This is a genomic window from Delftia sp. PX-1 (assembly GCF_055797465.1).
Genome location: NZ_CP184763.1, coordinates 57,215 through 83,964, shown reverse-complemented (window position 1 = coordinate 83,964; position 26,750 = coordinate 57,215). Strand labels below are relative to the sequence as shown.

The window sequence follows — 26,750 nt, the reverse complement described above, 5'->3', positions numbered from 1 at the left end:
CAATACAACAGACTCCGGCATGCCCGCTCCTGGCTCCGCGCTCGAACAAGCCGTTCTGGCACTGGCCGAACAACGGCCGCTGCTGCGCGCACGCGACCTTGCCGCGCTTGGCCTGCCGACCATGGCGCTGAGCCGGCTGGTCGCGGCAGGCCGCCTTGAACGCGTTGCACGCGGCCTGTACAGCCTGCCGGGCCGGCCGCTCAGCGAGCACCGCTCGCTGGCGGAAGTGGCCCTGCGCGTACCGCAAGGGGTGGTCTGCCTGCTGTCAGCGCTGCGGGTCCACGGCATAGGAACGCAGGCACCCTTCGAGGTGTGGATGGCCATTCCCCATCACTCGCCCACGCCCCGCATAGACCAGCCTGCATTGCGCGCCATCCGCATGTCCGGTGCGGCACTGTCCGAAGGCGTGGAAACCCTGCAGATCGATGGCGTCGGTGTCGCCGTCTTCAACGCATCGAAGACCGTGGCCGATTGCTTCAAGTACCGCAACAAGATCGGCCTGGATGTGGCGCTGGAAGCACTGCGCGACGGATGGGCGCAGCGCAAGCTGACGGCCGACGCGCTCTGGCACTACGCCGCCATCGACCGCGTCAGCAATGTGATGCGCCCCTACCTTGAAAGCATCGCCGCATGAGCCGCGATATCGCAGCCTCGATCCGTGCACGTTTGAAGCAATGCGCGGACGCCCGCAGGCAGGACTTCAACCTCACGCTCACCCACTATGGCCTGGAGCGCCTGCTGTACCGCCTGTCCATCTCGCCCCATGCGGACAGCTATCTGCTCAAGGGCGCACTGCTGTTTGCCATCTGGTACGAGCAGCCGCACAGGCCGACCCGCGACGCCGATCTGCTGGGCTTTGGCCTGGACGACGTTGACTCGGCGGTGAGCGCTTTCCGCGAGATCTGCGGAATTGCCGTGGACGACGGCATTGCCTTCGATGCCGCATCGGTGCGTGGAACCGCCATCCGCAAGGAAGCAGGCTATGGCGGAGTACGAATTGACCTGCGCGCCACGCTGGACGGTGCACGCATCACGCTGCAGGTGGACATAGGCTTCGGCGATGCCGTGACACCATCGCCACAAACCATCCGCTACCCCGTGCTGCTCGACGGCCTGCCCGCACCGCAACTGCGCAGCTACCCCAAGTACACCGTGGTGGCCGAAAAACTCCACGCGATATGCCTGCTGGGCATGGCCAATACCCGGATGAAGGACTACTTCGATCTCTGGGTGTTGATGACCGAAGGCACGCTGGACCCTGCCGAACTGCGGCGCGCCATGGCAGCGACCTTCGAGCGCCGCCAACTCGCGCTGCCCGCAGGCCTGCCTGCCGGATTGAGCGATGGCTTCAGCAGCGATGCGGCCAAGCAGGCGCAGTGGGCCGCCTTCCTGAAGAAGAACCGGCTTGAAGCGCTGGAGCTGGCCCCTGTCGTGGCAAGGCTGCGAGAGGAATTCCAGCAATGCGGCATCTTCTGATACCGCCTGGCAGTCCTCCACATCCCCCGCCATCTCAAACCCCCAGCAACTCCGACAGGCGCTCCGGCTGCGCCAGCAGCTCCCGCGAGTCGGCCTGCAGCGCCAGCCGGCCCTTGGCCATGACGACGGCGCGGTCGGTGTGGGCCAGGACCTTTTTGTAGTCGCGGTCCACGATCAGGGTGGAGATGCCGGTGCTGCGGATGGCGGCGATCACGCGCCAGATTTCGGCGACGACCAGGGGGGCCAGGCCTTCGGTGGCTTCGTCGAGGATGAGCAGGCGCGGGTGCGTCATCAGCGCGCGGCCTATGGACAGCATCTGCTGCTCGCCGCCAGAGAGCTGGTCGCCGCCGTTGGCCAGGCGCTCCGCGAGCCGGGGGAAGGTGTCGAGCACGCGCTCCAGCGTCCAGTGGCGCTCGCCCTGCAGGCCGGGGCGGGCGCTCATGACCAGGTTCTCGCGCACGCTGAGGTTGGGGAAGATGCCGCGCCCCTCTGGCACATAGCCAATGCCCAGCCGCGCCATGCGCTCGGGCGGCGCGCCCGTGCAGTCGCGGCCATCGGCGCGCAGGCGGCCACGGCGCGCGGGCACATAGCCCATGAGTGTGCGGATCAGCGTGGTCTTGCCCATGCCGTTGCGCCCCAGCAGGCCCACGGCCTGGCCCGCGCCCAGCGCCAGGCTCACGCCCTGCAGGATGTGGCTGTCGCCGTAGTAGGTATGCAGCTCGTCGATGGCGAACATGGGCTCAGTCATCGTCTTCTCCGAGATAGGCAGTACGGACCACGGGATCGACACGGATCTGCGCTGGCGTGCCCGTGGCCACCACGCTGCCGTTGACCATCACGGTGATGCGGTCGGCGATGCGGAACACGGCGTCCATGTCGTGCTCGACCAGCAGTACCGCATGGCCGCGCTTGAGCTCCTGCAGCAGGGCCAGCATGCGCTCGGTCTCCTCGGCGCCCATGCCGGCCAGCGGTTCGTCCAGCAGCAGCACACGCGGGCCGGTGGCCAGGCACATCGCCACTTCCAGCTGGCGCTTGGCGCCGTGGCTCAGCGTGCCGGCCACGGCCTGGGCCTGCCCGGCCAGGCCCGCACGCTCCAGGGCCGCATGGGCCTGGCGCAGGCTGGCCGCGCAGCGCTGTGCGGACAGACCCAGCTGCCAGGGCCTGAGCGCCATCTGCGCCTGGGCCGCGAGCCGGCAGTTCTCCAGCGCCGAGAACTCGGGAAAGATGGTGGTGCGCTGGTAGCTGCGGCCCACGCCGGCACGCGCGCGCCGGTGCTGGGGCATGCGCGTGACGTCCTGGCCCGCGAGCGCGATGCGCCCCGCGCTGGCCGCCAGCTCGCCCGAGAGCATGTTGACCAGGGTGGACTTGCCCGCGCCGTTGGTGCCGATCACGGCATGGACCTCGCCCTCGTGCAGGTCCAGGTCCACGTCGCCCACGGCCGTGAGCCCGCCGAAGCGGCGCGTGAGGCCGCGCACCGAAAGCAGTGCCGCATCAGCCATGTCCGGCCTCCTTGTGGTGGACCTCGTTGTGCACTCCAGCGCGTTGCCGTGCAAGGCCCGCCAGCCCGATCAGCCCCATCAGTCCTTTCGGCAGCAGGGCCACGAGCACGATGATGGCCAGGCCCAGGCTCAGCTGCCAGTGGTCGGCCATGGGGCCGACGATGGCATGCGTGGACAGCACCTCCTTGAGCGCGACGAAGGCCACCGTGCCCAGCACGGCGCCGCGCAGCGAGCCCAGGCCGCCGAGGATGACCATCAGCAGCACCTCGCCCGAGTGGTGCCAGGACAGCAGCTCGGGGTTGACCACGGCATCGCGCACCGCCAGCAGAAAGCCTGCCACGCCAGCCAGCATGCCGGCCAGCACGAAGGCCGCGAGCTTGTACCCGTAGGTGGTGAAGCCGGCCGCGCGCATGCGCTGTTCGTTGACGCGTATGCCCGCCAGCGCCGCGCCGAAGCGCGACCGGCGCAGCCCGGCCAGGAAGGCATAGACCAGCACCAGGGCGGCCAGCACCACGTAGTACTGCACGCGCGGGATTTCCATGTCGATGGCGCCCAGCGCGGGCCGGGCCATCAGGTAGATGCCATCGCTGCCGCCGCCGATGCCCGTGTCGTGGACCACGAAGTAGGCCATCTGTGCGAAGGCCAGCGTCACCATGATGAAGTAGATGCCGCGCGTGCGCAGGCTCAGCAGGCCCACCAGCAGCGCATAGCCGCCCGAGGCCAGCAGCGCCCAGCCCAGCATGGCCGGCAGGCTGCCGCCCTCGTTGCCTGCGGACAGCACGGCGGCATAGGCGCCCAGGCCCATGAAGGCCGCATGCCCCAGGCTCACCAGGCCCGTGCCGCCCACCAGCAGCTGCAGGCTGAGCGCGAAGATGGCCAGGATCATGGTCTTGACCACCAGGCCCGACAGATAGTCCGACCACCAGGGGCCGGCCAGCGCCAGCAGCGCCACGCAGGCCATCGGCACGGCGCAGGCCTGCCATCGGCAGGCGCGCTGCGGCATCTCTACGGGCTGCGCGGCGGCCGCCAGCAGGGCCGGAGAAGGATTGGATACGGCCATTGTTCAGCTCCTTTGCCCCATCAGGCCCTGGGGCCGCCACACCAGCACCACCGCCATCAGCAGGTAGACGCTCATGCCGCTGAGCTCCTGGAAGAACAGCTTGCCGAAGGTATCGACAAAGCCCACCAGCAGCGAGGCCAGCAGCGCGCCCGTGATTGAGCCGATGCCGCCGATCACCACCACCACGAAGCAGATGATGAGCACGTTGCCGCCCATGCCCGGATAGACCGAACTCATGGGCGCGGCGATCATGCCCGCCAGTGCCGCCAGCGCCACGCCGATGGCGAAGACGATGCGGTACAGGCGCTTCACGGCGATGCCCAGGCCGCGCACCATGTCGCGGTTGCTGGCGCCCGCGCGCACCATCATTCCCAGGCGCGTGCGGTTGACCACCCAGTACAGCGCCAGCGCCACCAGCAGGCACACGCCCGAGGCGAACAGCCGGTACCACGGATAGCTCATGAGCCCGCCCAGCGAGAAGCTGCCCGACAGCCAGCCGGGCAGCGGCACGCCATGCACGTCGTTGCCCGCCAGCAGCGAGCGCAGCTCCTCGAACACCAGGATCAGCCCGAAGGTCATCAGCACCTGCTGCAGGTGCTCGCGCTCGTAGAGGTAGCTGAAGAAGGCCCACTCCAGCGCATAGCCCAGCACCACGGTCAGCGCCACGCCGGCCAGCAGCATGGTGATGAAGTGCTGGCCCAGCAGCGGGGACAGCGCAAAGGCCATGTAGGCGCCGATCATGTAGAAGCTGCCATGGGCCAGGTTGATCACGCCCATGATCCCGAAGATCAGCGTCAGGCCCGAGGCCAGCAGGAACAGCAGCAGCCCGTACTGGACGGCGTTCAGGCACTGCACGAGAAAGGTGGCAAGGTCCATGGCGATGTCCGTATGCGTCCGTATATGAGTGCGCCCCGCGCCTCACATGCGGCAGCCGCGGCCGGTATCGCCCAGGGCCTTGATGGCCACGCCCATGCGCTGGTTCTCCTTGCCCACGACCTTGCGCAGGTACATGTCCTGCACGGGGTTGTGCGACTTGCTGATGGTGAAGTCACCGCGCGGGCTGGGGATGGTGGCCTTCTCGATGGCCTGGCGGAACTCGGCCTTTTTCGCGATGTCGCCGCCCGCCGCCTTCAGGCCCACGCCCAGCATCTGGGCGGCGTCGTAGCCCTGAACGGCATACACATCGGGCATCAGCTTGTAGGCCTGGGCATAGGCGGAGCGAAAGCGCCGGTCGCGCTCCGTGCCCAGCTCGTCGGCGTAGTGCAGCGTGGTCAGCACCCCCTGGGCGGCCTCGCCCTGGGCCTCCAGCGCGCCGTCGGTCAGAAAGCCCGAGCCGTACAGCGGGATGGTTTTGTGCAGGCCGGCCGCGTGGTAGTCCTTGACGAACTTGACGGCGCCCGCGCCCGCGAAGAAGGCAAACACCGCATCGGGCCTGGCCGCCGCGATCTCGGTCAGCAGGGCCTGGAACTCCACGTTGGGAAAGGGCACGGTGAGCTGCTTGCTGACCTTGCCGCCCTCCTTCTCGAAGCCCTCCTTGAAGGCATTGGTCATCTCCTCGCCGGCCGCGTATTTCCAGGTGATGGTCATGGCGGTTTTCCTGCCCTCCTGCCTGGCCGCCACCACGCCCATGGGATAGGAGGACTGCCAGTTGGAGAAGGACGAACGGAAGATGTTGGGCGCGCACATGGCGCCCGTGACCGCATCGGCGCCCGCATTGGGCACGATGAGCACGGTGCCGCTTTCCTTGGCCGCGCGCGCCATGGCCATGGCCACGCCCGAATGCACGGTGCCCACCAGCACATCGACCTTGTCGCGCTTGATCAGGCGGTTGACGTTGTCCGTGGCCTTGGCCGGATCGGACTCGTCATCGACCTTGAAGAACTCGATCTCGCGCCCGCCCAGCCTGCCGCCCTGCTCGTTCACGAACATGCGAAAGCCGTTCTCTATGGCCGAGCCCAGCGCCGCGTAGGTGCCGCTGTAGGGCAGCATGAAGCCGACCTTGATCCTGTCCTGCGCATATGCGCCGCAGGACAGGGAGGCCGTCAGGGCGAGGGCGGCCCAGTGTTTGCGATCGATGTTCATGCGTGTCTCCTTGTGGTCGATGGGTCTTGCTTTTGTCAGGGGAATCGGAAGGGGCTGTTCAGCCGACGCTGGCCTCGCGTTCACGCAGGCGGAAACGCTGGATCTTTCCGGTGGCGGTCTTGGGAAGTTCGTCCACGAACTCGATGAAGCGCGGGTACTTGTAGGCGGCCAGGCGCTGCTTCACGAAGGCCTTGAGCTCGGCCTCGGTGGCGCTGCAGCCGTCCTTGAGCACGACGAAGGACTTGGTCTTGAGCAGGCCGTCGGCGTCGGTCTTGCCGATCACGGCGGCCTCCAGCACGGCCGGGTGCTGCATCAGCGTGGCCTCGACCTCGAAGGGCGAGACATAGATGCCGCTGACCTTGAGCATGTCGTCGCTGCGCCCGGCATAGGTGTAGTAGCCATCGGCGTCGCGCACGTACTTGTCGCCGCTCTTGAGCCAGCCGCCCTGGAAGGTCTCGCGCGTCTTGTCGCGGTTGCCCCAGTACATGAGGGCGGCGCTGGGGCCCTGGATGAACAGGTCGCCCACCTCGCCATCGGCCACGGGGCGGCCGTCCTCGCCGCGCAGCTCCACGCGATAGCCGTCCACGGGCTTGCCCGTGGTGCCGTAGCGGATGTCGCCGGGCCGGTTGGACAGGAAGATGTGCAGCATCTCGGTGGAGCCGATGCCGTCCACGATGTCGGCGCCGAAATGCGCCTTGAAGCGCTGGGCGATCTCGGCCGGCAGCGCCTCGCCGGCCGAGGAACACATGCGCAGGCTGACCTGCTCGCGCGCGGGCAGCAGCGGCGAGGCCAGCATGCCCGCAAAGCCCGTGGGCGCGCCGAAGAACACCGTGGGCCGGTGCTGCACCCAGCGCGCGAAGGTGGCCTCGGGCGTGGGCCGCTCGGCCATCAGCAGCACGGTGGCGCCCACGCTCAGCGGAAAGCTCAGGGCATTGCCCAGGCCGTAGGCGAAGTAGAGCTTGGCGGCGGAAAAGCAGATGTCGCCCTCGCCCAGACCCAGCACCGGGCCGCCATAGAGTTCGGCCGTCCAGTACGGATTGGCATGCGTGTGGACCGCGCCCTTGGGCTTGCCCGTGGAGCCCGAGGAATACAGCCAGAAGCCCGGGTCATCGCCCAGCGTGGGCGCCGGTGCGGGCAACGGCGGCTGCGCCGCCAGCCAGGGCTGCAGGGGCGCAAAGCCTGCGGCGCGCGCGGCCGCTTCGTCGCCGGCCACCCAGACATGGCGCACCTCGTTGGGCGCCCGGTCCAGCGCCTGGCGCAGCAGGGGCAGCAGCGCATCGCAGGTCAGCACGGCCTGGGCGCGGCTGTGGCCCAGCATGTAGGCGTAGTCGTCGGCCGTGAGCAAGGTGTTCACCGCCACCGGCACCACGCCCGCATACAGCGCGCCCAGAAAGGCCACGGCCCATTCATGGCGGTCGTGCATGAGCAGCAGCACGCGCTCCTCGCGGTGGATGCCCGCCGCCAGCAGGCCGCTGGCCATGCGCTGCGCCTGCTGCTGCAGCTGGCCGTAGCTCAGCGTGCCGTGGTCGTCGATGTAGGCGATCTTGCCGGGCCGCCCCTCATTGAGCGCGAACAGGTGCGCGGCGAAATTGAAGGGCTGGGTGAAGTCGATCATCGGGGTCTCCTTCGACATCGGGCATCCGGCCCGACTTGTGATCTTCCGCTCAACATGCAATATTGTGCGTGCATCAGAAAGATAGTTAGAACACCATCGAGCGTCAAGCACTATATTGCATGGCTGGTGTTAACCCCGACTGTTTATCATTCACGCCCTCTTCAAGGAAACTCTATGGACCAGTTCGAGACGGCAGCCCAGTCCGCCGGGGCGGCGGATTCCCTCTCAGAAGCCCCCAGGAACCAGGTGCTGCAGGCGCTGGGCGAGCGTGTGCGCAGCCTGCGCTCGCGCCGGGGCATGACGCGGCGCGCCCTGGCGGCGGCGGCCGATGTCTCGGAGCGCCACTTGGCCAACCTCGAATACGGCACGGGCAATGTGTCGGTGCTGGTCCTGCACCATATTGCACAGGCCCTGCAATGCTCCATGGCCGAGCTGCTGGGCGACGTGACCACCACCAGCGCCGAATGGCTGCTGATCCGCGAGCTGCTGGAAGGCCGCGATGAAGAGGACCTGCGCCGCGTGCGCCTGGCCGCAGGCGAGCTGCTGGGCACGGCGCCCAGCGACCGCCAGCGCCACACGCGCATCGCCCTGATCGGCCTGCGCGGCGCAGGCAAGTCCACGCTGGGCCGCATGCTGGCCGAGCAGTTGGGCGTGCCCTTCCTCGAACTCAACCAGGAAATCGAGCGCATTGCGGGCTGCAGCGTGCGCGCCATCCACGACCTGTACGGTGCCAACGCCTACCGCCGCTACGAGCGCCGCGCGCTGGAGGAAGCCGTGCAGATCTACAGCGACGTGGTCATCGCCACGCCGGGCGGCATCGTCTCCGACCCGGCCACCTTCAACGAGCTGCTGTCGCACTGCACCACGGTCTGGCTCAAGGCCCAGCCCGAGGAGCACATGGCCCGCGTCGTGGCCCAGGGCGACACCCGCCCCATGGCCGCCAATCCCGAGGCCATGGACGATCTGCGCAGCATCCTCGAAGGCCGCGCCGGCTTCTATGCCAAGGCCGACCACGTGGTGGATACCAGCGGCCAGACGCTGGAGCAGAGCTTCGATCAGTTGAAGGCACTGTTCCTGCCCGCACGCTGAGACGGCGGCAGCAACCCACGGCATCCAGGCCCCAGGCCTGGATTTTTTTCGCCTGTGCTGGCTGGTGTTTACCCTGGATATGGTCCAAACACGCACTATTGTGCGTGTTGCTGCGTGCATTTTCTGAGCGAATCTGCATAATTGTGCCTGCACCGTATCTGCGACTGCACTATTTTTCATCCAAGAGGCCGTCCATGCACCCGTCCAGCCCCACTGTCGATTACCGCACCGAGCCCGTCCAGTACCGCCACTGGTCGTTCACCGTCGAGGGCGCCATCGCCCGCATGCAGCTGAGCATCGCCGAGGACGGCGGCATACGGCCCGGCTACAAGCTCAAGCTCAACAGCTACGACCTGGGCGTGGACATCGAGCTGCACGATGCGCTCAACCGCATCCGTTTCGAGCATCCGCAGGTGCGCACCGTCATCGTCACCAGCGGGCGCGACCGCATCTTCTGCTCGGGCGCCAACATCTTCATGCTGGGCGTGTCCAGCCATGCCTGGAAGGTGAACTTCTGCAAGTTCACGAACGAGACGCGCAACGGCATCGAGGACAGTTCACGCCACTCGGGCCTGAAGTTCCTGGCCGCCGTCAACGGGGCCTGCGCGGGCGGCGGCTACGAGCTGGCCCTGGCCTGCGACGACATCGTGCTGATCGACGACCGCTCCTCCTCCGTCTCTCTGCCCGAGGTGCCGCTGCTGGGCGTGCTGCCCGGCACGGGCGGCCTCACGCGCGTGACCGACAAGCGCCATGTGCGCCATGACCTGGCCGACATCTTCTGCACCAGCGTGGAAGGCGTGCGCGGCCAGCGCGCCGTGGACTGGCGCCTGGTCGATGCCGTGGCCAAGCCCGCGCAGTTCGAGGCCGTGGTGGCCCAGCGCGCGCAGCGCCTGGCCGAGGGCAGCACGCGCCCCGCCAATGCGCAGGGCATCACGCTCACGCGCCTGGAGCGCGAGGCCACGGACGACGCGCTGCACTACCGCCATGTCCGCGTGCAGATCGACCGCGCGCGCCGCAGCGCCACGCTGACCGTGAAGGCGCCCACGCTTGGGCAAGGCCCGCAGCCCGACACCCTCGAAGCCATCGAGCAGGCCGGCGACGCCTGGTGGCCGCTGGCCATGGGCCGCGAGCTGGACGACGCCATCCTGCACCTGCGCACCAACGAGCTGGACGTGGGCACCTGGCTGCTCAAGACCGAAGGCGATGCCGCCGCCGTGCTGGCCGCAGACGCCGCCCTGCTGGCCCACCAGGACCACTGGCTGGCGCGCGAGACGCTGGGCCTGCTGCGCCGCAGCTTTGCACGGCTGGATGTGTCCTCGCGCACGCTGTTCGCGCTGATCGAGCCCGGCTCCTGCTTCGTGGGCATGCTGGCCGAGCTGGCCTTCGCGGCCGACCGCGCCTACATGCTGGTGCTGCCCGATGACACCGAGCGCGCCCCGCGCATCCAGCTGGACGAATTCAATTTCGGCCTGCTGCCCCTGGTCAACGACCAGTCGCGCCTGCAGCGCCGCTTCTACGAGGAGGCCGCACCGCTGGAAGCCGCGCGCGCCGCCACGGGCCGCGCGCTGGACGGCGACCAGGCCCTGGCCCTGGGCCTGGTCACGGCCGCGCCCGACGACATCGACTGGGACGACGAGATCCGCATCGCCATGGAAGAGCGCGCCGCCATGTCGCCCGATGCGCTCACGGGCCTGGAGGCCAACCTGCGCTTTGCCAGCCGCGAGAACATGGTCACGCGCATCTTCGGGCGCCTGTCGGCCTGGCAGAACTGGATCTTCAACCGCCCCAATGCCGTTGGCGACAAGGGCGCTCTCAAGCTCTACGGCACGGGCCAGAAGGCCGGCTTCGACTTCAACCGCGTCTGACCGCAGGCACGCCCCGAAACATCCACGGAGACCCCACCATGAGCGCCATCAACTACAGCGAGAAGATCCCCAACAACGTCAACCTCGGCGAAGACCGCACCCTGCAGCGCGCGCTGGAGAGCTGGCAGCCCAACTTTCTGAACTGGTGGGGCGACGTGGGCCCCGAAGGCTCCACCGACTACGACGTCTACCTGCGCACCGCCATCAGCGTGGACCCGCAGGGCTGGGCCCAGTTCGGCCACGTGAAGATGCGCGACTACCGCTGGGGCATCTTCCTGAACCCGGCCGAGGCCGACCGCAGCATCCACTTCGGCGACCACCTGGGCGAGAAGGCCTGGCAGGACGTGCCCGGCGAGCACCGCGCCAACCTGCGCCGCATCATCGTCACCCAGGGCGATACCGAGCCCGCCTCGGTGGAGCAGCAGCGCCACCTGGGCCTGACCGCGCCGTCCATGTACGACCTGCGCAACCTGTTCCAGGTCAACGTGGAGGAAGGCCGCCACCTGTGGGCCATGGTCTACCTGCTGCACAAGCATTTCGGCCGCGACGGCCGCGAGGAGGCCGAGGCCCTGCTGGAGCGCCAGTCCGGCGACGAGAACAACCCGCGCATCCTGGGCGCCTTCAACGAGAAGACGCCCGACTGGCTGTCCTTCTTCATGTTCACCTACTTCACCGACCGCGACGGCAAGTTCCAGCTGGCCGCGCTGGCCGAGAGCGCCTTCGACCCGCTGGCGCGCACCACCAAGTTCATGCTGACCGAGGAGGCCCACCACATGTTCGTGGGCGAGTCCGGCGTCTCGCGCGTGCTGCAGCGCACCTGCCAGGTCATGAACGAGCTGCGCACCGACGACGTGGGCCGCCTGCGCGCGGCCGGCGTGATCGACCTGCCCACGCTGCAGCGCTACCTGAACTTCCACTACAGCGTGACCATCGACCTGTTCGGCGCCGACCAGTCCAGCAATGCCGCCACCTTCTACAGCAGCGGCCTCAAGGGCCGCTACGAGGAAGGCAAGCGCGCGGACGACCACCGCCTGCACGACCAGCACTACAAGGTGCTGGAAGTGGTGGACGGCAGGCTGCAGGAAAAGGAAGTTCCCATGCTCAACGCGCTCAACGAGGTGCTGCGCGACGACTACATCAAGGACTCCAACGCGGGCGTGGGCCGCTGGAACAAGGTCATGGAAAAGGCCGGCATCGATTTCCGCCTCACCGTGCCGCACAAGGCCTTCAACCGCCAGATCGGCGCGCTGGCGGGCGTGCGCATGAGCCCCGACGGCCGCGTGGTCAGCGAGCAGGAATGGCGCATGCGCGAGGACGAATGGCTGCCCTCGGACGCCGACCGCGCCTTCGTCGCCTCGCTCATGGGCCGCTGCGTGGAGCCGGGCCAGTTCGCGGGCTGGATCGCGCCGCCGGTCATGGGCATCAACCGCCAGCCCGTGGATTTCGAATACGTGCGCTTCAACTGAAGCGCCGCGCCAGCAGGGAGTCGCCCATGACAGTCGCCTTGGTAGAACACGGCATCCTCACCCAGCACCTGATCGACCCGGAGATCTGCATCCGCTGCAACACCTGCGAGGCCACCTGCCCCGTGGGCGCCATCACGCACGATGACCGCAACTACGTGGTACTGGCCGAGCAGTGCAACGGCTGCATGGACTGCGTCTCGCCCTGCCCCACGGGCGCCATCGACAACTGGCGCAAGGTGCCGCTGGCAAGCGCCTATCCCGTGGCCGAGCAGCTGCTCTGGGACGAGCTGCCCGAGGAGCTGCCGCCTGAGGCGCTGGTTCAGGCACGGGCCCAGGCACAGGACACAGGGGGCGCGCCTGCCGCCGAGGACCTGAGCCAGGCCCAGGCCGTGATCGCGGCGGCCGCCACGCGCGGTGCGGATGCGGCCCGGCCCGATGACCAGGCCGATACCCAGGTGTTGCGCAGCGCCAGCTACGGCGCCACCGTGCCGCCCTGGTCGGCCGCCCATCCGTACACCAACCTGCATGGCCCCAGGAGCCCCGTCACGGCCACCGTGGTCGGCAACCTCAACTGCACGGAGGCGGGCTTCGACAGCGAGACCCACCACATCGTGCTGGACTTCGGCAGCCAGCCGTTCCCCGTGCTCGAAGGCCAGTCCATCGCCGTCATCGCGCCCGGCACCGATGCCCAGGGCCGCCCGCATGTGGCGCGCCAGTACTCGGTGGCCAGTGCGCGCAATGGCGAGCGGCCCGGCTACAACAACCTGGCGCTGACCGTGAAACGCGTCACCCAGGACCACCAGGGCCGCCCCGTGCGCGGCGTGGCCAGCAACTACCTGTGCGACGCACGCATAGGCGACAGGGTCCAGGTCATAGGCCCGTTCGGCCAGTCGTTCCTGATGCCCAACCATCCCCGCTCGCACATCGTGATGATCTGCACGGGCACGGGCAGCGCCCCCATGCGCGCCATGACCGAATGGCGCAGGCGGCTGCGCAAGAGCGGCAGGTTCGAGGGCGGCAAGCTCATGCTGTTCTTCGGCGCACGCACGCCGCAGGAGCTGCCCTACTTCGGCCCGCTGCAAAGCCTGCCGCGCGACTTCATCGACAACAACCTGGCCTTCTCGCGCGTGGCCGGCCAGCCCCGGCGCTACGTGCAGGACCTGCTGCGCGAACGTGCGGCCGACCTGGCAGCCCTGCTGCGCGACGACAACGCGCACTTCTACGTCTGCGGGCTCAAGAGCATGGAGGAAGGCGTGGTGCTGGCACTGCGCGACGTGGCGCAGCAAGCCGGGCTGGACTGGGAACAGGTCGGCGCGCGCCTCAAGCGCGAAGGCCGGCTGCATCTGGAGACTTATTGAATCGCTACAGGCCCATACGCATCGCTGGCCAGGGCCTGGGCCAGTATCCAGGCAGGGTCCACCAGCCCGGCGCCGCGCGCCAGCGGCGACTGCGGCAGGGCCAGCGGGATCTCGGTGCAGCCCATGATCACGGGCACATCGCCATGGCGCTGCAGCAGCGGCGCCAGCACCTCGCCGAAGCAGCGCGCAGCCAGGTCCATGTCGCCCTGCTTGACGCCGTCGTAGATGCCCTGCATCAGCCGCGCGCGGCCCTGCGCATCGGGCTGCAGCGCGGTGATGCCGCACTCGGCCAGTGCCGCGTCGTACAGGCCGCTGTCATAGGTGCCCTGCGTGGCCAGCACGATGGCCTGTTGCGCGCCGCCGGCCTGCAGGTGCAGGGCGGCTTGGCGCGCGATGTGCAGCACATGCAGCTGCGGAAACAGCGCCTGCAGCTGCCCATGCCAGGCATGGGCCGTGTTGCAGGCCAGGGCCACGCTGCGCACGCCCAGCGCCGCCATGCGGCCCACGCCCTGCAGCAGGTGCTGGGCCGGCCCCGTGGGCGACTGCGGGTCCGCGCGCAGCGCCGCGCTGCGATCGGGCATGGGCAGCTGCACCAGCCAGTGCTCGGGATAGGCCTGGTCATGCACGGGCAGGCCCTGCTGCTGCAGGTGCGCCGTGCAGGCCTGCACGAACAGGCGCACGAAATCCGCGCCTGCGGCCGGACCCATGCCCCCGAGAATACCCACCGCGCGCGGGGGCTGAAGCTGCTGCTGCATGCTGCGATCCGAAATCAAAAAGCGGGTTTGTCGCTGAGGTCCTGCAGGTTCTTCTGCAATTGCTCGCTCATCGGCAGGCCCAGGGCCACGTTCCTCGGGGCAATGGGCTGCATGAACCACTTGTCATAGAGCCTGGCGAACGCGCCCGACTTCATCATGTCGCCGATCACGCCATCGACCAGCTGCTTGAACTGGGCATCGTCCTTGCGCAGCATGCAGGCATAGGGCTCGACCTGCAGCGAGTCGGCCACCACCTCGAAGTCCCCGGGGTTCTTGGCCGTGGGGATCAGGCCGAAGAGCAGGATGTCGTCCATGCCGAAGGCCGCGGCGCGGTCGTTCTCCACCAGCAGGAAGCCGTCCGCATGGTCCTTGGCCATGACGATGTTCATGCCCCAGGCCTTGTCGGCATTGGCCTTGCGCAGCACCTGCAGATTGGTGGTTCCCGTGGTGATGGCCACGGTCTTGTCCTTGAGGTCGGCGTAGTTTTTGATGCCCGAACTCTTCTTCACCAGCAGCCGCGTGCCCGTGTAGAAATGGTTGATGGCAAAGGCCACCTCCTTGCCGCGCACCGTGTTGTTGGTGGTCGAGCCGCATTCCAGGTCGATGGTGCCGTTGGCCAGCAGCGGCATGCGGTTCTGCGAGGTCACGGCCTGCCACTGCACCTTGAGATCGGGCCGGTTCACCGCCTTCTTCACGGCCTCGGCCACGGCCTGGGACATCTCCACCGTCATGCCGATGGGCTTGCCGTTGTCCAGGTAGCTGAAGGGCACGGACGACTCGCGGTAGGCCAGCGTGATGCGGCCGCTGTCGCGCACCTTGGCCAGCGTGTCGGCATGGGCCGCAGCCAGGCCTCCCAGGGCCAGGGCCGCGCACAGCGCGGTGGTGTGAAGTTGCATGCTTGTCTCCTCGTCTTTGGTGGATGTGCGGCCAGTGTAGGAAGGGCGGCGGCCTTTGCGGAATGACAATATCGGGCCGGTCCATGCCCGCCGGTTATGGGCTGTCGCCCTGCCCTGAGCAGCAGCCCCCGGCCATAACCTGTGTGCATGGCCCGTGTGCCAAATGCCATGGCCCGGCCTGCCGCGCGCGGCCTACAGTGCGGCTGCATGGAGAAACGATCAATGCATGTCTGCATCGTGGGCGCCGGCATCGTCGGCCTGGCAACGGCCTGGGCGCTGCGGCAGGCCGGCCACCGCATCACCGTGCTGGACCGCGCACCGGGCCCCGCCCAGGGCGCCAGCGGCGGCAATGGCGCGCAGCTGAGCTATTCCTACGTGCAGCCGCTGGCCGATCCCGGCATCTGGAAGATGCTGCCCCGCCTGCTGCTGCAAAAGGATTCGCCGCTGGCCTTCCGCCTGCGCGCCGACCCCGCGCAATGGGCCTGGGGACTGCGCTTTCTGGGCGCCTGCAATGCCCATGCCTCGGCCGAGGGCACGCGCGCCCTGCTGGCCCTGGCCGCCGAAAGCCGCCAGGCCTTCGAGTCGCTCCAGGCCGACGAAGCACTGGCCTGCGACCTGCACACGCCGGGCAAGCTGGTGCTCTACCCCACCCAGCAGGCGCTGGATGCCGCCGCGCAGCAGGTGGCACTGCAAGCGGGCCTGGGCGGCGCGCCGCAGCGCATCGTCAACGCCGCCGAAGTGGCGCGCATCGAACCCGCGCTCGCCCGCTACGCGCAACGTATTGCAGGCGCCGTGCACACGCCCAGCGAGGCCGCCGCCGACTGCCGCCTGCTGTGCGAGCAACTGGCCGCCCGGCTCACCGCGCGCGGCGCCGAACTGCGCTACGGCGTGGAGCTGCAGGGCTTCGAGCGCGAGGGCGACGCCGTCACCGGCCTGCGCACCGCCGCAGGCCCGTTGCCGCTGCGCGCCGACCACTACGTGCTGGCCAGCGGCTGGGAAAGCGCGGTCCACGCGCGCCAGCTGGGCCTGCGCATTCCCGTCTACCCGCTCAAGGGCTACAGCATCACCGCCGATGCCGCCGCGCAGCTGCCGCACGCCGCGCCCCGGGTCAGCGTCACCGACACCGCACGCAAGGTCGTCTTCGCACGCATCGGCGAACGCCTGCGCGTGGCCGGCATGGTGGAAATCGTGGGCCACGACACAGGCACCGACCCGCGCCGCATCGCCAGCCTGCGCCGCTCCACGCAGGAGGTCTTCGCCGACCTGCCGCTGGACGGCGACCTCCACCCCTGGACCGGCATGCGCCCCGCCACACCCACCGGCCTGCCCCTCACCGGCCGCCAGCGCGGCGGTCCGCGCAACCTGTGGCTGCAGACGGGGCACGGCGCGCTGGGGCTGACGCTGGCGTTCGGTTCGGCGCAGAGGCTGGTGGGGCAGATGGAGGCGGGCGATCTGTAGGACCCGGTCCCGCAGCCACCTATGTCATGTCGCCGCTCAATCTCCGTACGAGTTGCCAGTCGTCCTTGGACCAGCCAAGTCGAGCATCCACCGACATGGCTTCGGCGCCAATCAAGGCAAGCCAACCGCTGGCCTCCACACGTCGCAACGGCTCCCATGTCGGCCGCTGGGCTATTTGCTGCCAATCCGAACCATGGCAACCAGTGCACTTTGTCAGCGTGTCATCAGGCCGGAGTGGTTCGACCGTGACCGTCCCGGGTGGCACTTCGCCCCAATCAGCGATGAGGGTCTCCAAGGAACCTGTTGGAGGCATACCTCCTCGACCCAGAATCCACTTGATCAAGCGCTCCCATAGCGAGACATCGGGAGGTTGATTGCGTGAATCGACATTTTTTGCTTTGGCCCAGGCATCGTGAGACATCGGATTGATGTAGGCCACCAAAATGCATCTACTGGATCCTGCTTGACAGATGGTCACTGTATCTCCGGGCTTCCACTGTCCAATCGACAAGGACGAGTTGACCGTCTCCAGGATGAATCGAGCAATCTCGGTGTTGTTCCACCCGCGCGGATCTTCCTGGGTGTCGGAGACGCCACGCCAACTCGCTGCGATGAGTAACGCGGCAAGCGCGATGATGATCACAGAGCGCCACGTTTGGGGCAGGCGCGGTGACAACGAAGTTATTTGGCTAGCCACCACAGCATCTCCTCAGCAACTCCTGGGCCATATCCCTCGCGCGTTGACGGCCCTCAGGCGGCACTCGTTGGTCGATGCTCTGAAGCAGGTTTGCTTGCGATGACACATTGCCTTTGGCCTTGGCGTCGGCATAGACATATGCCCACACCTCGGCAGGCTGCGGCTCCCCCCATGTGGGGTTACTTCTGATGGAGGCCATCGAGATCAGCGCATCGACATAGCCTTGGTCGATCAAGGCGTTGAGGTATATCAGGGTGGTGCGCCGATACTCGGCGAGGCGCTCTGGATCCGTTCTCGCATGCTCCAGACCCCGGGTCCAGTAGGCTCCGCCATAGTCCATCATGCTCTGAGGATCTCCCTGCACCGCGAGCCGGGCAGTCCACTCATCGGCCCTTGTGTATGCGTCCATCGGGAGTTGTCCGCAGCCAGGGCGCGCACTGGCCCTCTGCTCCCGAGCCAGCCGTTGCGCCATTGCGTGCCCCTTGGGGTCGGAATCCGGCGGAACCAGCAGCGCCATGCGCTCATAGAGGGACGCCATCCAGCAAGGCTCCAATGCCTTGTGGAGTTTGGCGACTTCGCCGGCCTGGTCCAGCGTGACCTCGCTGCTGGCAAGCCGGTTGTACAGAATCTCCGCCGATGCATCCACGACAACGGCAGGAAACGCCTTGGCTCTAGGTGCCGTGGGGGGCGCCACCGGCACGGGCGCCGGTACGGAAGCGATCGCCGGTGGAGCGGGAGTTTCAGGTGCTGGCGCAGCAGGCTCGGAAGCTTGCGCAGGTGGCTTGGTTGCGCTCACCTGTGCATGCCTGACCTCAGACGCTGGTTCGGCAAAAAAGATGAGCGCCAGCCCACCGGCAAAGGCAAGAGCAGCACATGCCCAGGCAACGACCTGCCAGCGCGGACGCAAAGCTTCTGAATTTCTCATGACCCTCCTTCATGACGATGCAGTTGTCAGATCCCGGGTAATGATTGTGAATAATTCTCATTAGCAAATCAATCGATCATGAGAATTCAGTTGAATTTGACAATCGATCGTGCCAATGACCACGGCGCATCAGCCGCAGTCCAGCAGGCATGCTTGTATGAACGGCCTCAACCAGCCAGCAACTCGCGCAAGGCCTTGCGCATTTCCTCAGTCATTGCCCGCGCCAGCACCGACCCCGGCCGCTGGGGCAGGCTCAGGGCATTCACACCCACCGTGATGCGCGGCAGCAGGGGGACGACATGGACCTTGCGGCGGTCGGCGGCCAGGGCGGTGCAGCCGTCCATGATGGCGGCGCCCAGGCCGTACTCGGCCATGGACAGGGCCGCGTGGTAGGTCTGCACGGTGACCACGGGCGACAGGCCCACGCCGTGCTCGCGGCAGGCCTGGCCCAGGCGCATGCCCAGCGGGTCGCGCGCATCGAGAGCGACCACGGGCAGCTCGGCCAGGTCCTTGAGCTCCATCCCCTCTTCGCGCACGCGCGAGGGCGGCAGCAGGCCCTTGGGCAGCACGCAGAACATGTCCACCTCGGCCAGCAGCTCATGCTCCAGCGCGGGCTGGCCCACGGAGCTGATGACGAAGCCCACGTCGGCCTCCTGCAGCAGCAGGGCCGAGACCACCTGGGGCGTGTGCAGTGCCTGCACATGGACCTGCACCTGCGGGTGGCGGCGCCGAAAGCCGGCCACGGCGCGCGGCAGCACCTCGCGGCTGAGCGCGAAGACGGTGAGCACGGTGAGCCGGTCCGCTGCCCGGCCATGGCGCAGGTTGTCGGCCAGACGCTGGACCTCGTCGAGCTGCTCGAACAGCTTCTCGATGTGGGGGAACAGCGCCAGCGCCTCATTGGTCGGCGTGAGCCGCCCGCGTGCGCGCTGGAACAGCGCAAAGCCCAGCTGCAGCTCCGCATGCTGCAGGGTGCGGCTGACGGCCGGCTGGGTGATGTTGATCAGCCGTGCGGCAGCGCCGACGCTGCCGGTCTGCATGACGGCATTGAAGACCTCGATGTGGCGCAGGCGCATGGGCCGTCCTCAGCACGGTCACTCTTGAGCGGACTGCGCGCGCGCCAGCCGCTCGCTTTTCCAGTACACGTCGTCGCCGCCATCCATGCGGTTGAGCACGCGTGCCAGCACGAACAGCAGGTCGGACAGGCGGTTCAGGTATTGGCGCGGCGCGGGCCGCATGGCCTCGCCCTGCTCCAGCGCCACCACCATGCGCTCGGCGCGGCGCGCCACGGTGCGGCAGACATGGGCCTGGGCCGCTGCGCGGCTGCCGGCCGGCAGGATGAATTCCTGCAGCCGGGGCAGCTGCGCGTTGTAGTGGGCCAGCGCTTCATCGAGCTGCAGCAGGGCGTCGTCCTTGAGCAGTTCATAGCCGGGAATGGACAGCTCGCCGCCGAGGTTGAACAGCTGGTGCTGCACATCGACCAGCAGCTCGCGCACGTCCTCGGGCAGGGCCTCGCACAGCAGCAGGCCGATGTGGGAATTGAGCTCGTCCACATCGCCCATGGCGTGCGGGCGGCCGCTGTTCTTGGAGACGCGCGTGTTGTCGCCCAGGCCCGTGCTGCCGTCGTCTCCGGTGCGCGTGGCGATCTGTGTCAAACGGTTGCCCATGGGGTTCTCCTTGGCGATACGGGGTGAAAAACAGGACCCGTGACGGCCCATCACCTGATTGTGCGTTACAGCCGGCACGCAAATGTTGTAGCAGGCAACAGCCGGCAAAAGTGCTGGCCCTGCTGCGCTGCAGCAGGTGGAATGCAGTCATGTTCCACGTTCGACAAGGAGTTCGACACATGACCTCTCAACTGCGCAAAGTCTCCGGTTTTGAAATCCGCAGCGTGATGTTGTTCGCGGCCATTTCGCTGGGCAGCGTTGCTGCCATGGCGCAGGAATTGGGTCCGGGCAATGGTCCCGCGACAGGCGTCAGGGCTGCACCTGGGCCTGCAGCAACCAGCCCAAGCGCCCCCGCCAACGAGGTGCAAGCCGCATTCGACCGCGCCGACACCAACCGGGACGGCAAGCTGAGCAAGAAGGAGGCCGAGGCCCTGCCCGCCGTGAGCAGCAATTTCGCCCAGATCGATGCCGACAAGAACGGATCGCTGTCGCGCGATGAATTCAGCAAGGCTGTCCAGCCGCGCTGACACCCGGATGCCTGGCGGCTGACCTACACGGTTGGGCGACAGGGCCGGTGGTATTCTTTCCGGTTCCCCCTGGAGAACACCGATGAACGCCCCTGTCGCCCCCGTCCGCCTGCAGCCTGACTTCGCTCAGCGCCCCATTCCCGAAGCCTTTCTCCAAGCCCTGGCCCAGCGTTTCGGCGCCCAGTGCTCCACGGCTTTGGCGGTGCGCGAACAGCACGGCCGCGACGAGGGCGCCATCCAGGCGCCCCCGCCTGCGGCCGTGGTCTTTGCCGAGAGCACGCAGGACGTGCAGGACGCGCTGAAGCTGGCCGACCAGCATGCCGTGCCGGTCATCCCCTACGGCGCAGGCTCCTCGCTCGAAGGCCATCTGCTGGCCGTCGAGGGCGGCATCAGCCTGGACCTGAGCCGCATGAACCGCATTCTCTCGGTCAACACAGAGGACCTGACGGTCACCGTGCAGCCCGGCATCACGCGCAAGCAGCTCAACGATGCCATCAAGGACACGGGCTTCTTCTTCCCCATCGATCCCGGCGCCGATGCCTCCATCGGCGGCATGACCGCCACGCGCGCCAGCGGCACCAATGCCGTGCGCTACGGCACCATGCGCGAGAACGTGCTGGCGCTGGAACTGGTCACGGCCAGCGGGGAGCTGATGCGCACCGGCACGCGCGCCAAGAAAAGCAGCGCGGGCTACGACCTCACGCGCCTGATCGTGGGCAGCGAGGGCACGCTGGGCGTGGTCACCGAGATCACGGTGCGCCTGTACCCGCTGCCCGAGGCCGTGAGCGCGGCCATCTGCTCCTTCCCCAGCATCGAGGCCGCCGTGCGCACGGTGATCCAGACCATCCAGATGGGCGTGCCGATTGCCCGCGTGGAGCTGGTGGACGTGAACTCGGTGCGCATGGTCAATGCCTACAGCAAGCTCACGCTGCGCGAGGAGCCCATGCTGCTGATGGAGTTCCACGGCTCGCCCACGGGCGTGAAGGAGCAGGCCGAGATGGTGCAGGACGTTGCGGGCGAGTTCGGCGGCAACGCCTTCGAATGGGCCGAGCGTCCCGAGGACCGCACGCGATTGTTCACGGCCCGCCACAACGCCTATTTCGCGGCTGTCTCCAGCCGCCCCGGCTGCCGCTGCATCACCACCGACGCCTGCGTGCCCATCAGCCGCCTGGCCGATGCGCTGCTGGACTCGGTGCGCGAGGCCGATGACAGCGGCATTCCCTACTTCCTCGTCGGCCACGTGGGCGACGGCAACTTCCACTTCGGCTACCTGATCGACCCGGACAACGAGGATGAGCGCTCGCGCGCCGAGCAGCTCAACCACCAGCTGGTGTCGCGCTCCATTGCGCTGGGCGGCACCTGCACGGGCGAGCATGGCGTGGGCATCCACAAGATGGATTTCCTGCGCGAGGAAGCCGGCGACGGCGCGGTGCAGATGATGCGCTCCATCAAGCAGGCGCTGGACCCGAAGAACATTCTGAATCCCGGGAAAATCTTCAGCCTCTGAGTCCCTCCGCCTCGGCTTTCTCGCGCAGGAAGTCGATCAGCGTGGTGATGGCCCGCGTCTGGTAGTGGGACGGCATGTACAGCAGGTATTGGCGCGTGGCCAGAAAGTCCAGGCTGCCCGGCGGCAGCGGCAGGCGCTCAAGCGCGCCGCTGGCCAGTTCGGCCGCCACCATGTAGCGCGGCACCACGGCCACGCCCAGGCCCTGCAGCACGGCATCGCGCAGGAAGTGGAAGTTGGGCGACATCAGGCGCGGGCGTATGCGCAGCTCGGTGGGCCGGGCGCCGTTCATGCCGGCCGTGCGCAGCTTCTGGCCCGTGAGCGCCGAGGTGATCAGCGGCACGCGCTTGAGCGCCAGCAGCGAGTCGGGGTGGCCATGCTGCGCCAGGAACTGCGGCGTGGCGCAGGCCTCGTAGAGCACATCGCCGAGCTTGCAGGCCACCAGGCTTTCGGGCGGCTCGGTCATCACGCGCACGGCGAAGTCCACCGCGCCCTGCATCAGGTCCTCGATGTCGTTGTCGAAGATCACCTCCAGCGTGATGCCCGGATGCATGCGCATGAACTCCGTCAGCCAGCCCGACATCTGCAGCTGGCCGTAGCCGCTGGGCACGCTCAGCCGCACGGTGCCCTGCAGGCTCTGGCCCAGGCTGTCCACCGACTCGTCCGCCGCCATGGCTTCCTGGCGTATCGCGCGTCCATGCGCGTACAGGCGCAGGCCCAGCTCGGTGGGCTCGACCTGGCGCGTGGTGCGGCGCAGCAGCTGCTGGCCGATCTGGCGCTCGAACTGGTTGAGCCGGTGGCTGACGTTGGCGCGGCTCATGCCCAGGCGCACGGCGGCGCGGCTCAGGTTGCCGGCTTCGATGATGTCCACCAGCAGGGACAGTCCGCCCAGATCCATTGTCAAACCTCAGTACACACAATGTCCATTTTTTAGCACGATTGTCAAAGTCAATAAACGAATGAAGAATGCGGGCCTGCCCGGGCATCACCGGCCCGTTGCGGTTTTCGTGGTTCGACAAGGTTTCGCATGAGTGCTCTCCCCTCTTCCCTGCCGCTGGACGGCGTGCGCGTCCTGGATCTTTCGCGCGTGCTGGCCGGCCCCATGTGTGCCATGGCGCTGGCCGACCTGGGTGCCGATGTCGTCAAGGTCGAGCACCCGGGCCGCGGCGACGACACGCGCGACTGGGGCGTGCGCGTGGGCCAGCGCAACACCTCCTACTTCAACAGCGCCAACCGCAACAAGCGCTCGGTCACGCTGGACCTGCAGGCCGAAGAGGGCCTGCGCATCGCACGCGAGCTGGCGGCCGACAGCGATGTGGTCATCCAGAACTTCAAGGTCGGCGGCGCCGAGAAGCTGGGCCTGGGCTACGAGCAGCTGTCGCAGTTGAACCCGCGCCTGGTGTACTGCTCCATCTCGGGCTACTCGCGCAGCGGCCCCGAGGCCACGCGGCCCGGCTACGACCTGGTGGTGCAGGGCGAGTCCGGCATCATGGCCATGAACGGCGAGCAGGGCCAGGGCCCGCTGAAGTTCGGCGTGGCCGCCGTGGACATGTTCACGGGCATGTACTCGGCCCAGGCCATCCTGGCCGCGCTCTACGAGCGCGAGCGCAGCGGGCGCGGTCGCCATGTGCAGATGGCCCTGTACGACTGCGGCCTGATGATCACCAGCTACTACGGCATGGAGGCCCTGCTCAAGGCCGGCGACCCGCCCAAGTTCGGCAACGCCCATCCGTCCATCGTGCCCTACGGCGTGTTCGAGGCGGCCGATGGCCCGCTGGTCATCACCGTGGGCAACAACGGCCAGTTCCAGCGCTTTTGCACCGACGTCATCGCCAAGCCCGAGTGGGCCGCCGACGAGCGCTTTGCCACCAATACCGCACGCTCGGCAAACCGCGATCTGCTGATGCCGCTGGTGCAGGCCGAGCTGCTGCGCTTCACGCGCGCCCAATTGCTCGAATGCCTGACGGCCGCGCAGATTCCCTGCGGCGAGGTGCTGGGCCTGTTCGACGCCCTGAACTCGCAGCGCACGGCCGACGCCGGCCTGCTGCACCGCTTCGAGGACAGCGAGGCCGGCAGCCAGTCCGTGCTGGCCCCGCCCTATGCGCTGGACGGCCAGCGTCTGCCCGTGCGCCGCCCGCCGCCGCACCAGGGCGAACACACCGACGAGGTGCTGCAGCAGCGCCTGGGCCTGGACGAACAGGCCCGCGCCGCGCTGCGCGCCAAAAACATCATCTGAGAGCGCGCAGACGTTCCCACCCAGACCGCTCCACGGCTCTCATTTCCACCCCTTCCCGCTTGAGGAGACATATGACTTCCACCCCCTTCCAGGCCTCGCGCCGCCAGATCCTTTCCGCCGCCTGCGCCACCGCCATCGCCACGCTGGCCCCCGCCGCACGGGCCCAGAGCCAGTGGCCCGACAAACTGATCAAGCTGACCGTGGCCTTCCCGCCCGGCGGCCCCACCGACACGGCCGCGCGCATCGTCGCGCAGCGCCTGACCGAGCGCCTGGGCCAGACCATCGTCATCGACAACCGCCCCGGCGCCTCGGGCTCGGTGGGCACGGCGGCCTTCATCAAGTCGCAGCCCGACGGCTACTCGCTGTCCATGTTCGGCATGCCCGCGCTGCTGGCGCCCATGCTGTTCAACAACAACCTGTACGACGTGCGCAAGGACTTCCTGCCCGTGGCCACGGTCTATGACCTGCCCATGGCCATCGTCATCAACCCGCGCGAGCTGCCTGACGTGACCAACCTGCAGCAGCTGATCGAGCACGCAAAGAAGGCCAAGCCGGCGCTGAACTACACCAGCTCGGGCACGGGCAGCTTCGGCCACCTGTCCATGGAGCAGCTCAAGGACCTGGGCGGCTTCGACATGCAGCACGTGCCGTACCGCGGCAGCGCGCCGGCCGTGACCGACCTGATCGGCGGCCAGATCGCCGTGATGTTCGCCGACGTGGTCGCGGCCCTGCCCCACATCCAGGCCGGCAAGCTGCGCGCCATTGCCGTCAGCTCGCAAAAGGCCAAGCAGCTGCTGCCCAATGTGAAGTCGGTGGCCGAGCAGGGCTTCCCCGGCTTCGACGCCGACACCTGGGGCGGCCTGATCGCCCCGCTGAACACGCCGCCCGCCGTGGTCCAGCGCCTGAACCAGGAACTCAAGCTCATCCTGGCCGAGCCCGAGCTGCAAAAGAAGATGCTGGCCGCAGGCGCCATCGCCACCTACCAGGACGGCGCGGCCATGAAGGCACGCCTGAATGCCGACTTCACGCGCTGGAGCAAGATCGCCAAGGACAAGAACATCTCTTCGCAGTAAAGAACACAGAGCGCCCCACGATGCGCCTTCAGGGCATGCCGCAAGGCATGCCCTTTTTTGCGTCCGCAAATGCTGGGCGCCCGCTGTTCACTCCCGTATGGCCGCGCCTGCGTCGTGGCGGTTGCCCCGTAGCGAAGCGCAGGGGTCGCGGACATCCGGGTTGTACGTGTCAAGGACATGGGTAACAACTCAGCTCACAGACATGGGTAACACTTCAAGCTCACATAGTCCTTCTGGGGTCCTCGCACATCCTCTTCGTTGAAGCAGCCCAGTCGCACCGGCCCCAGATACACATCCCACTGGCCAGCGGCCACCTCCTGCATCCCGATCCACTGCCCCGCCAGCAGGTAGCCGATGTAGATCCGCAGCGCTCGCCAGTAAATCAAGCCGTTGTGGCTGACCCGAACCCTTTCCCAATGCTTCGGGTACTGCAGCTCGGGTAGCTTTGAGGGGTATGGCCTGGTCGAGTCGCTGTAATGCTGGGCCGGCATGCTTTGCTGCAAGGCCTCATGCGGGCGCTGCTGGTTGTAGTGCTCCACAAAGGCATCGAGCTGCATCTGCAATGCCGCTTTGTCCGCCGCAGGCTCTTTGCCCAGGGCATGCTTGAGCGTGCGGTGCATCCGCTCGTGGCGACCGTTTTGCTGTGGCTTGCCCCTCTCGATGCGCTCCGGCCTGATGCCCAGCCTTATCCACCATATCGCCAGGCGTGACAGGCCCGCCACGCCAGTAGTCGCGAACGGCGGACCGTTGTCACTGCGTATGCGCTCGGGCAGTCCGTATTGCCGAAACACCTGTTCGAAGCTGCGTTTGGCATCCTCGTAGTTGGGGCTGTCGTAGACATGCACGGCCAGCAAATAGCGGCTGGCGTGGTCCATGATGGTCAATGGATAGCACCAGTGACCATCGGCTGTCTTGAACTGGCCTTTGTAGTCTGCACTCCACACCCCATTGGGCTGCTTGCTCGTTCGCAAGGGCTGGGCCGTAGGCACCGAGCGTCTGCGTACACGCCTGCTGCAAACAAGCCCCTCAGCCTTCAGCACGTTGTAGATGGTGGTTTTGCTGGGTGTCTCCTGTGGGCCCCAACGCTGCAGGAGCAAAGCGTGCAGCTTCTTGGGCCCCATCTGTGACCTTTGCTGCGTGCGCAGCTCAATGATGGCCCGGCGCTGTGCATAGCTGATCGCCTGATTGTTCCCGTGGGGCCTGCGACTGCGTTCTTGCAATCCATCCATGCCCAGTTGGCGGTAACGCTCAACCCACTTGTAGGCCGTCTTGCGGCTGATGCCGTAGCGCCTGCACAGCTCGCTCAGCGGCACGCCACTGCGCAGATGGTCGGCTATGAAGAGCAGTTTCTCGTCCATGGGTGCGCACTCCTTCCAGGGCATGGTGATCGCTCCTTGGCTGCTGTTGGCTCCAGCTGCCAAGCTTGGATCTGTTACCCATGTCCTTGTACTGATGTGTCACCTATGAGTGTGAGTCGTACCGGTCGCCTTCTTTGACCTGACCTT

The 26,750-nt window shown here is 67.4% G+C and carries 25 protein-coding genes; 11 read left to right on the top strand and 14 right to left on the bottom strand.

What is annotated here, in order from left to right:
- The first annotated feature begins 19 nt into the window (after positions 1 to 19).
- Together ACN20X_RS00365 and ACN20X_RS00360 are read left to right on the top strand one after the other, a co-directional pair.
- Positions 20 to 634, top strand: coding sequence for a type IV toxin-antitoxin system AbiEi family antitoxin domain-containing protein (locus ACN20X_RS00365; protein WP_016447321.1), 615 nt, complete (start codon positions 20 to 22; stop codon positions 632 to 634).
- Entirely contained in the window at positions 631 to 1,476 is an 846-nt protein-coding gene (locus ACN20X_RS00360) for a nucleotidyl transferase AbiEii/AbiGii toxin family protein (RefSeq protein WP_016447320.1), read from the top strand. The genes ACN20X_RS00365 and ACN20X_RS00360 overlap by 4 nt, the downstream gene beginning before the upstream one ends.
- A gap of 34 nt (positions 1,477 to 1,510) precedes the next feature.
- Here the strand turns inward: ACN20X_RS00360 and ACN20X_RS00355 are convergent, their stop codons facing one another.
- Genes ACN20X_RS00355 through ACN20X_RS00330 form a run of 6 tightly spaced genes read right to left on the bottom strand, consistent with a single transcriptional unit; the run spans position 1,511 to position 7,732 of the window.
- Entirely contained in the window at positions 1,511 to 2,224 is a 714-nt protein-coding gene (locus tag ACN20X_RS00355) for an ABC transporter ATP-binding protein (protein WP_016447319.1), read from the bottom strand.
- Complete coding sequence (locus tag ACN20X_RS00350; protein WP_473210169.1) at positions 2,217 to 2,975, bottom strand: ABC transporter ATP-binding protein; 759 nt, start codon at positions 2,973 to 2,975, stop codon at positions 2,217 to 2,219. Before ACN20X_RS00350 ends, ACN20X_RS00355 begins: the two co-directional genes overlap by 8 nt.
- Positions 2,968 to 4,035 (bottom strand): branched-chain amino acid ABC transporter permease, encoded by a 1,068-nt coding sequence (locus tag ACN20X_RS00345; RefSeq protein WP_473210168.1) that lies wholly within the window; start codon positions 4,033 to 4,035, stop codon positions 2,968 to 2,970. The genes ACN20X_RS00350 and ACN20X_RS00345 overlap by 8 nt, the downstream gene beginning before the upstream one ends.
- Before the next feature lie 3 nt (positions 4,036 to 4,038).
- Positions 4,039 to 4,911 (bottom strand): branched-chain amino acid ABC transporter permease, encoded by an 873-nt coding sequence (locus ACN20X_RS00340; protein ID WP_473210167.1) that lies wholly within the window; start codon positions 4,909 to 4,911, stop codon positions 4,039 to 4,041.
- Positions 4,912 to 4,953: 42 nt separating this feature from the next.
- The gene (locus tag ACN20X_RS00335) at positions 4,954 to 6,117 is read right to left on the bottom strand and encodes an ABC transporter substrate-binding protein (protein ID WP_473210166.1); all 1,164 of its coding nucleotides are present in this window, start codon (positions 6,115 to 6,117) and stop codon (positions 4,954 to 4,956) included.
- A 58-nt stretch (positions 6,118 to 6,175) separates the two neighbouring features.
- Entirely contained in the window at positions 6,176 to 7,732 is a 1,557-nt protein-coding gene (locus ACN20X_RS00330) for a benzoate-CoA ligase family protein (protein ID WP_012202016.1), read from the bottom strand.
- 174 nt (positions 7,733 to 7,906) lie between these two features.
- Between ACN20X_RS00330 and ACN20X_RS00325 the strand changes: the two genes are divergently transcribed.
- The 4 genes from ACN20X_RS00325 to boxA all read left to right on the top strand — a co-directional run bounded on the left by ACN20X_RS00325 (position 7,907) and on the right by boxA (position 13,510).
- Complete coding sequence (locus ACN20X_RS00325; protein ID WP_013799986.1) at positions 7,907 to 8,821, top strand: helix-turn-helix transcriptional regulator; 915 nt, start codon at positions 7,907 to 7,909, stop codon at positions 8,819 to 8,821.
- Positions 8,822 to 9,015: 194 nt separating this feature from the next.
- Positions 9,016 to 10,686, top strand: coding sequence for a 2,3-epoxybenzoyl-CoA dihydrolase (gene boxC / locus ACN20X_RS00320; protein WP_473210165.1), 1,671 nt, complete (start codon positions 9,016 to 9,018; stop codon positions 10,684 to 10,686).
- Positions 10,687 to 10,724: 38 nt separating this feature from the next.
- Positions 10,725 to 12,152: a benzoyl-CoA 2,3-epoxidase subunit BoxB gene (boxB, locus tag ACN20X_RS00315; protein ID WP_212645589.1), complete on the top strand. Its 1,428-nt coding sequence runs from the start codon at positions 10,725 to 10,727 to the stop codon at positions 12,150 to 12,152.
- 26 nt (positions 12,153 to 12,178) lie between these two features.
- A complete protein-coding gene (gene boxA, locus ACN20X_RS00310; RefSeq protein WP_343740382.1) occupies positions 12,179 to 13,510 on the top strand; it encodes a benzoyl-CoA 2,3-epoxidase subunit BoxA in 1,332 nt (443 codons plus the stop codon).
- On the opposite strand, the gene ACN20X_RS00305 is transcribed toward boxA, so the two are convergent.
- Both ACN20X_RS00305 and ACN20X_RS00300 read right to left on the bottom strand, forming a co-directional pair.
- Entirely contained in the window at positions 13,504 to 14,265 is a 762-nt protein-coding gene (locus tag ACN20X_RS00305) for an aspartate/glutamate racemase family protein (RefSeq protein ID WP_126311546.1), read from the bottom strand. The two genes, boxA and ACN20X_RS00305, sit on opposite strands and share 7 nt — an antisense overlap.
- A 14-nt stretch (positions 14,266 to 14,279) precedes the next feature.
- Positions 14,280 to 15,161, bottom strand: coding sequence for an amino acid ABC transporter substrate-binding protein (locus ACN20X_RS00300; RefSeq protein WP_016447309.1), 882 nt, complete (start codon positions 15,159 to 15,161; stop codon positions 14,280 to 14,282).
- Between the two features lie 222 nt (positions 15,162 to 15,383).
- Between ACN20X_RS00300 and ACN20X_RS00295 the strand changes: the two genes are divergently transcribed.
- Positions 15,384 to 16,619, top strand: coding sequence for a D-amino acid dehydrogenase (locus ACN20X_RS00295; RefSeq protein WP_473210829.1), 1,236 nt, complete (start codon positions 15,384 to 15,386; stop codon positions 16,617 to 16,619).
- Positions 16,620 to 16,638: 19 nt separating this feature from the next.
- On the opposite strand, the gene ACN20X_RS00290 is transcribed toward ACN20X_RS00295, so the two are convergent.
- From ACN20X_RS00290 to ACN20X_RS00275, 4 genes are all read right to left on the bottom strand, one after another.
- On the bottom strand, positions 16,639 to 17,262 hold the full coding sequence (locus tag ACN20X_RS00290) for a hypothetical protein (RefSeq protein WP_473210164.1): 624 nt from the start codon (positions 17,260 to 17,262) through the stop codon (positions 16,639 to 16,641).
- Positions 17,263 to 17,308: 46 nt separating this feature from the next.
- On the bottom strand, positions 17,309 to 18,241 hold the full coding sequence (locus ACN20X_RS00285) for a hypothetical protein (RefSeq protein WP_461608716.1): 933 nt from the start codon (positions 18,239 to 18,241) through the stop codon (positions 17,309 to 17,311).
- Positions 18,242 to 18,408: 167 nt separating this feature from the next.
- Positions 18,409 to 19,314, bottom strand: coding sequence for a LysR substrate-binding domain-containing protein (locus ACN20X_RS00280; protein ID WP_473210163.1), 906 nt, complete (start codon positions 19,312 to 19,314; stop codon positions 18,409 to 18,411).
- Between the two features lie 18 nt (positions 19,315 to 19,332).
- Entirely contained in the window at positions 19,333 to 19,905 is a 573-nt protein-coding gene (locus ACN20X_RS00275) for a cob(I)yrinic acid a,c-diamide adenosyltransferase (RefSeq protein WP_047472321.1), read from the bottom strand.
- Positions 19,906 to 20,084: 179 nt separating this feature from the next.
- On the opposite strand from ACN20X_RS00275, the gene ACN20X_RS00270 reads away from it, so the two are divergent.
- Positions 20,085 to 20,432, top strand: coding sequence for an EF-hand domain-containing protein (locus ACN20X_RS00270; protein WP_151020680.1), 348 nt, complete (start codon positions 20,085 to 20,087; stop codon positions 20,430 to 20,432).
- Between the two features lie 82 nt (positions 20,433 to 20,514).
- Positions 20,515 to 21,939 (top strand): FAD-binding oxidoreductase, encoded by a 1,425-nt coding sequence (locus ACN20X_RS00265; protein WP_473210162.1) that lies wholly within the window; start codon positions 20,515 to 20,517, stop codon positions 21,937 to 21,939.
- On the opposite strand, the gene ACN20X_RS00260 is transcribed toward ACN20X_RS00265, so the two are convergent.
- Complete coding sequence (locus tag ACN20X_RS00260; protein ID WP_017405708.1) at positions 21,929 to 22,834, bottom strand: LysR family transcriptional regulator; 906 nt, start codon at positions 22,832 to 22,834, stop codon at positions 21,929 to 21,931. The genes ACN20X_RS00265 and ACN20X_RS00260 overlap by 11 nt on opposite strands.
- 129 nt (positions 22,835 to 22,963) lie before the next feature.
- On the opposite strand from ACN20X_RS00260, the gene ACN20X_RS00255 reads away from it, so the two are divergent.
- Entirely contained in the window at positions 22,964 to 24,172 is a 1,209-nt protein-coding gene (locus ACN20X_RS00255) for a CaiB/BaiF CoA transferase family protein (RefSeq protein WP_151020686.1), read from the top strand.
- Positions 24,173 to 24,243: 71 nt separating this feature from the next.
- Positions 24,244 to 25,245, top strand: a complete 1,002-nt coding sequence (locus ACN20X_RS00250) for a Bug family tripartite tricarboxylate transporter substrate binding protein (RefSeq protein ID WP_013799975.1) — start codon at positions 24,244 to 24,246, stop codon at positions 25,243 to 25,245.
- 194 nt (positions 25,246 to 25,439) lie between these two features.
- Here ACN20X_RS00250 and ACN20X_RS00245 read toward each other — a convergent pair whose 3' ends face one another.
- Positions 25,440 to 26,627, bottom strand: coding sequence for an IS481 family transposase (locus tag ACN20X_RS00245; protein ID WP_203400118.1), 1,188 nt, complete (start codon positions 26,625 to 26,627; stop codon positions 25,440 to 25,442).
- Positions 26,628 to 26,750 lie beyond the last annotated feature (123 nt).

What these genes read in the sequence shown, in the direction of transcription:
- ACN20X_RS00340 (WP_473210167.1), bottom strand. Translation starts at nt 4,911, where the DNA reads ATGGACCTTGCCACCTTTCTCGTGCAGTGCCTGAACGCCGTCCAGTAC.
- ACN20X_RS00355 (WP_016447319.1), bottom strand. Translation starts at nt 2,224, where the DNA reads ATGACTGAGCCCATGTTCGCCATCGACGAGCTGCATACCTACTACGGC.
- ACN20X_RS00265 (WP_473210162.1), top strand. Translation starts at nt 20,515, where the DNA reads ATGAACGCCCCTGTCGCCCCCGTCCGCCTGCAGCCTGACTTCGCTCAG.
- boxC (WP_473210165.1), top strand. Translation starts at nt 9,016, where the DNA reads ATGCACCCGTCCAGCCCCACTGTCGATTACCGCACCGAGCCCGTCCAG.
- ACN20X_RS00260 (WP_017405708.1), bottom strand. Translation starts at nt 22,834, where the DNA reads ATGGATCTGGGCGGACTGTCCCTGCTGGTGGACATCATCGAAGCCGGC.
- ACN20X_RS00295 (WP_473210829.1), top strand. Translation starts at nt 15,384, where the DNA reads ATGCATGTCTGCATCGTGGGCGCCGGCATCGTCGGCCTGGCAACGGCC.
- ACN20X_RS00330 (WP_012202016.1), bottom strand. Translation starts at nt 7,732, where the DNA reads ATGATCGACTTCACCCAGCCCTTCAATTTCGCCGCGCACCTGTTCGCG.
- ACN20X_RS00345 (WP_473210168.1), bottom strand. Translation starts at nt 4,035, where the DNA reads ATGGCCGTATCCAATCCTTCTCCGGCCCTGCTGGCGGCCGCCGCGCAG.
- ACN20X_RS00285 (WP_461608716.1), bottom strand. Translation starts at nt 18,241, where the DNA reads ATGAGAAATTCAGAAGCTTTGCGTCCGCGCTGGCAGGTCGTTGCCTGG.
- ACN20X_RS00270 (WP_151020680.1), top strand. Translation starts at nt 20,085, where the DNA reads ATGACCTCTCAACTGCGCAAAGTCTCCGGTTTTGAAATCCGCAGCGTG.
- ACN20X_RS00250 (WP_013799975.1), top strand. Translation starts at nt 24,244, where the DNA reads ATGACTTCCACCCCCTTCCAGGCCTCGCGCCGCCAGATCCTTTCCGCC.
- ACN20X_RS00360 (WP_016447320.1), top strand. Translation starts at nt 631, where the DNA reads ATGAGCCGCGATATCGCAGCCTCGATCCGTGCACGTTTGAAGCAATGC.
- ACN20X_RS00275 (WP_047472321.1), bottom strand. Translation starts at nt 19,905, where the DNA reads ATGGGCAACCGTTTGACACAGATCGCCACGCGCACCGGAGACGACGGC.
- ACN20X_RS00325 (WP_013799986.1), top strand. Translation starts at nt 7,907, where the DNA reads ATGGACCAGTTCGAGACGGCAGCCCAGTCCGCCGGGGCGGCGGATTCC.
- boxB (WP_212645589.1), top strand. Translation starts at nt 10,725, where the DNA reads ATGAGCGCCATCAACTACAGCGAGAAGATCCCCAACAACGTCAACCTC.
- ACN20X_RS00300 (WP_016447309.1), bottom strand. Translation starts at nt 15,161, where the DNA reads ATGCAACTTCACACCACCGCGCTGTGCGCGGCCCTGGCCCTGGGAGGC.
- ACN20X_RS00365 (WP_016447321.1), top strand. Translation starts at nt 20, where the DNA reads ATGCCCGCTCCTGGCTCCGCGCTCGAACAAGCCGTTCTGGCACTGGCC.
- ACN20X_RS00245 (WP_203400118.1), bottom strand. Translation starts at nt 26,627, where the DNA reads ATGCCCTGGAAGGAGTGCGCACCCATGGACGAGAAACTGCTCTTCATA.
- ACN20X_RS00280 (WP_473210163.1), bottom strand. Translation starts at nt 19,314, where the DNA reads ATGCGCCTGCGCCACATCGAGGTCTTCAATGCCGTCATGCAGACCGGC.
- ACN20X_RS00305 (WP_126311546.1), bottom strand. Translation starts at nt 14,265, where the DNA reads ATGCAGCAGCAGCTTCAGCCCCCGCGCGCGGTGGGTATTCTCGGGGGC.
- ACN20X_RS00335 (WP_473210166.1), bottom strand. Translation starts at nt 6,117, where the DNA reads ATGAACATCGATCGCAAACACTGGGCCGCCCTCGCCCTGACGGCCTCC.
- boxA (WP_343740382.1), top strand. Translation starts at nt 12,179, where the DNA reads ATGACAGTCGCCTTGGTAGAACACGGCATCCTCACCCAGCACCTGATC.
- ACN20X_RS00255 (WP_151020686.1), top strand. Translation starts at nt 22,964, where the DNA reads ATGAGTGCTCTCCCCTCTTCCCTGCCGCTGGACGGCGTGCGCGTCCTG.
- ACN20X_RS00350 (WP_473210169.1), bottom strand. Translation starts at nt 2,975, where the DNA reads ATGGCTGATGCGGCACTGCTTTCGGTGCGCGGCCTCACGCGCCGCTTC.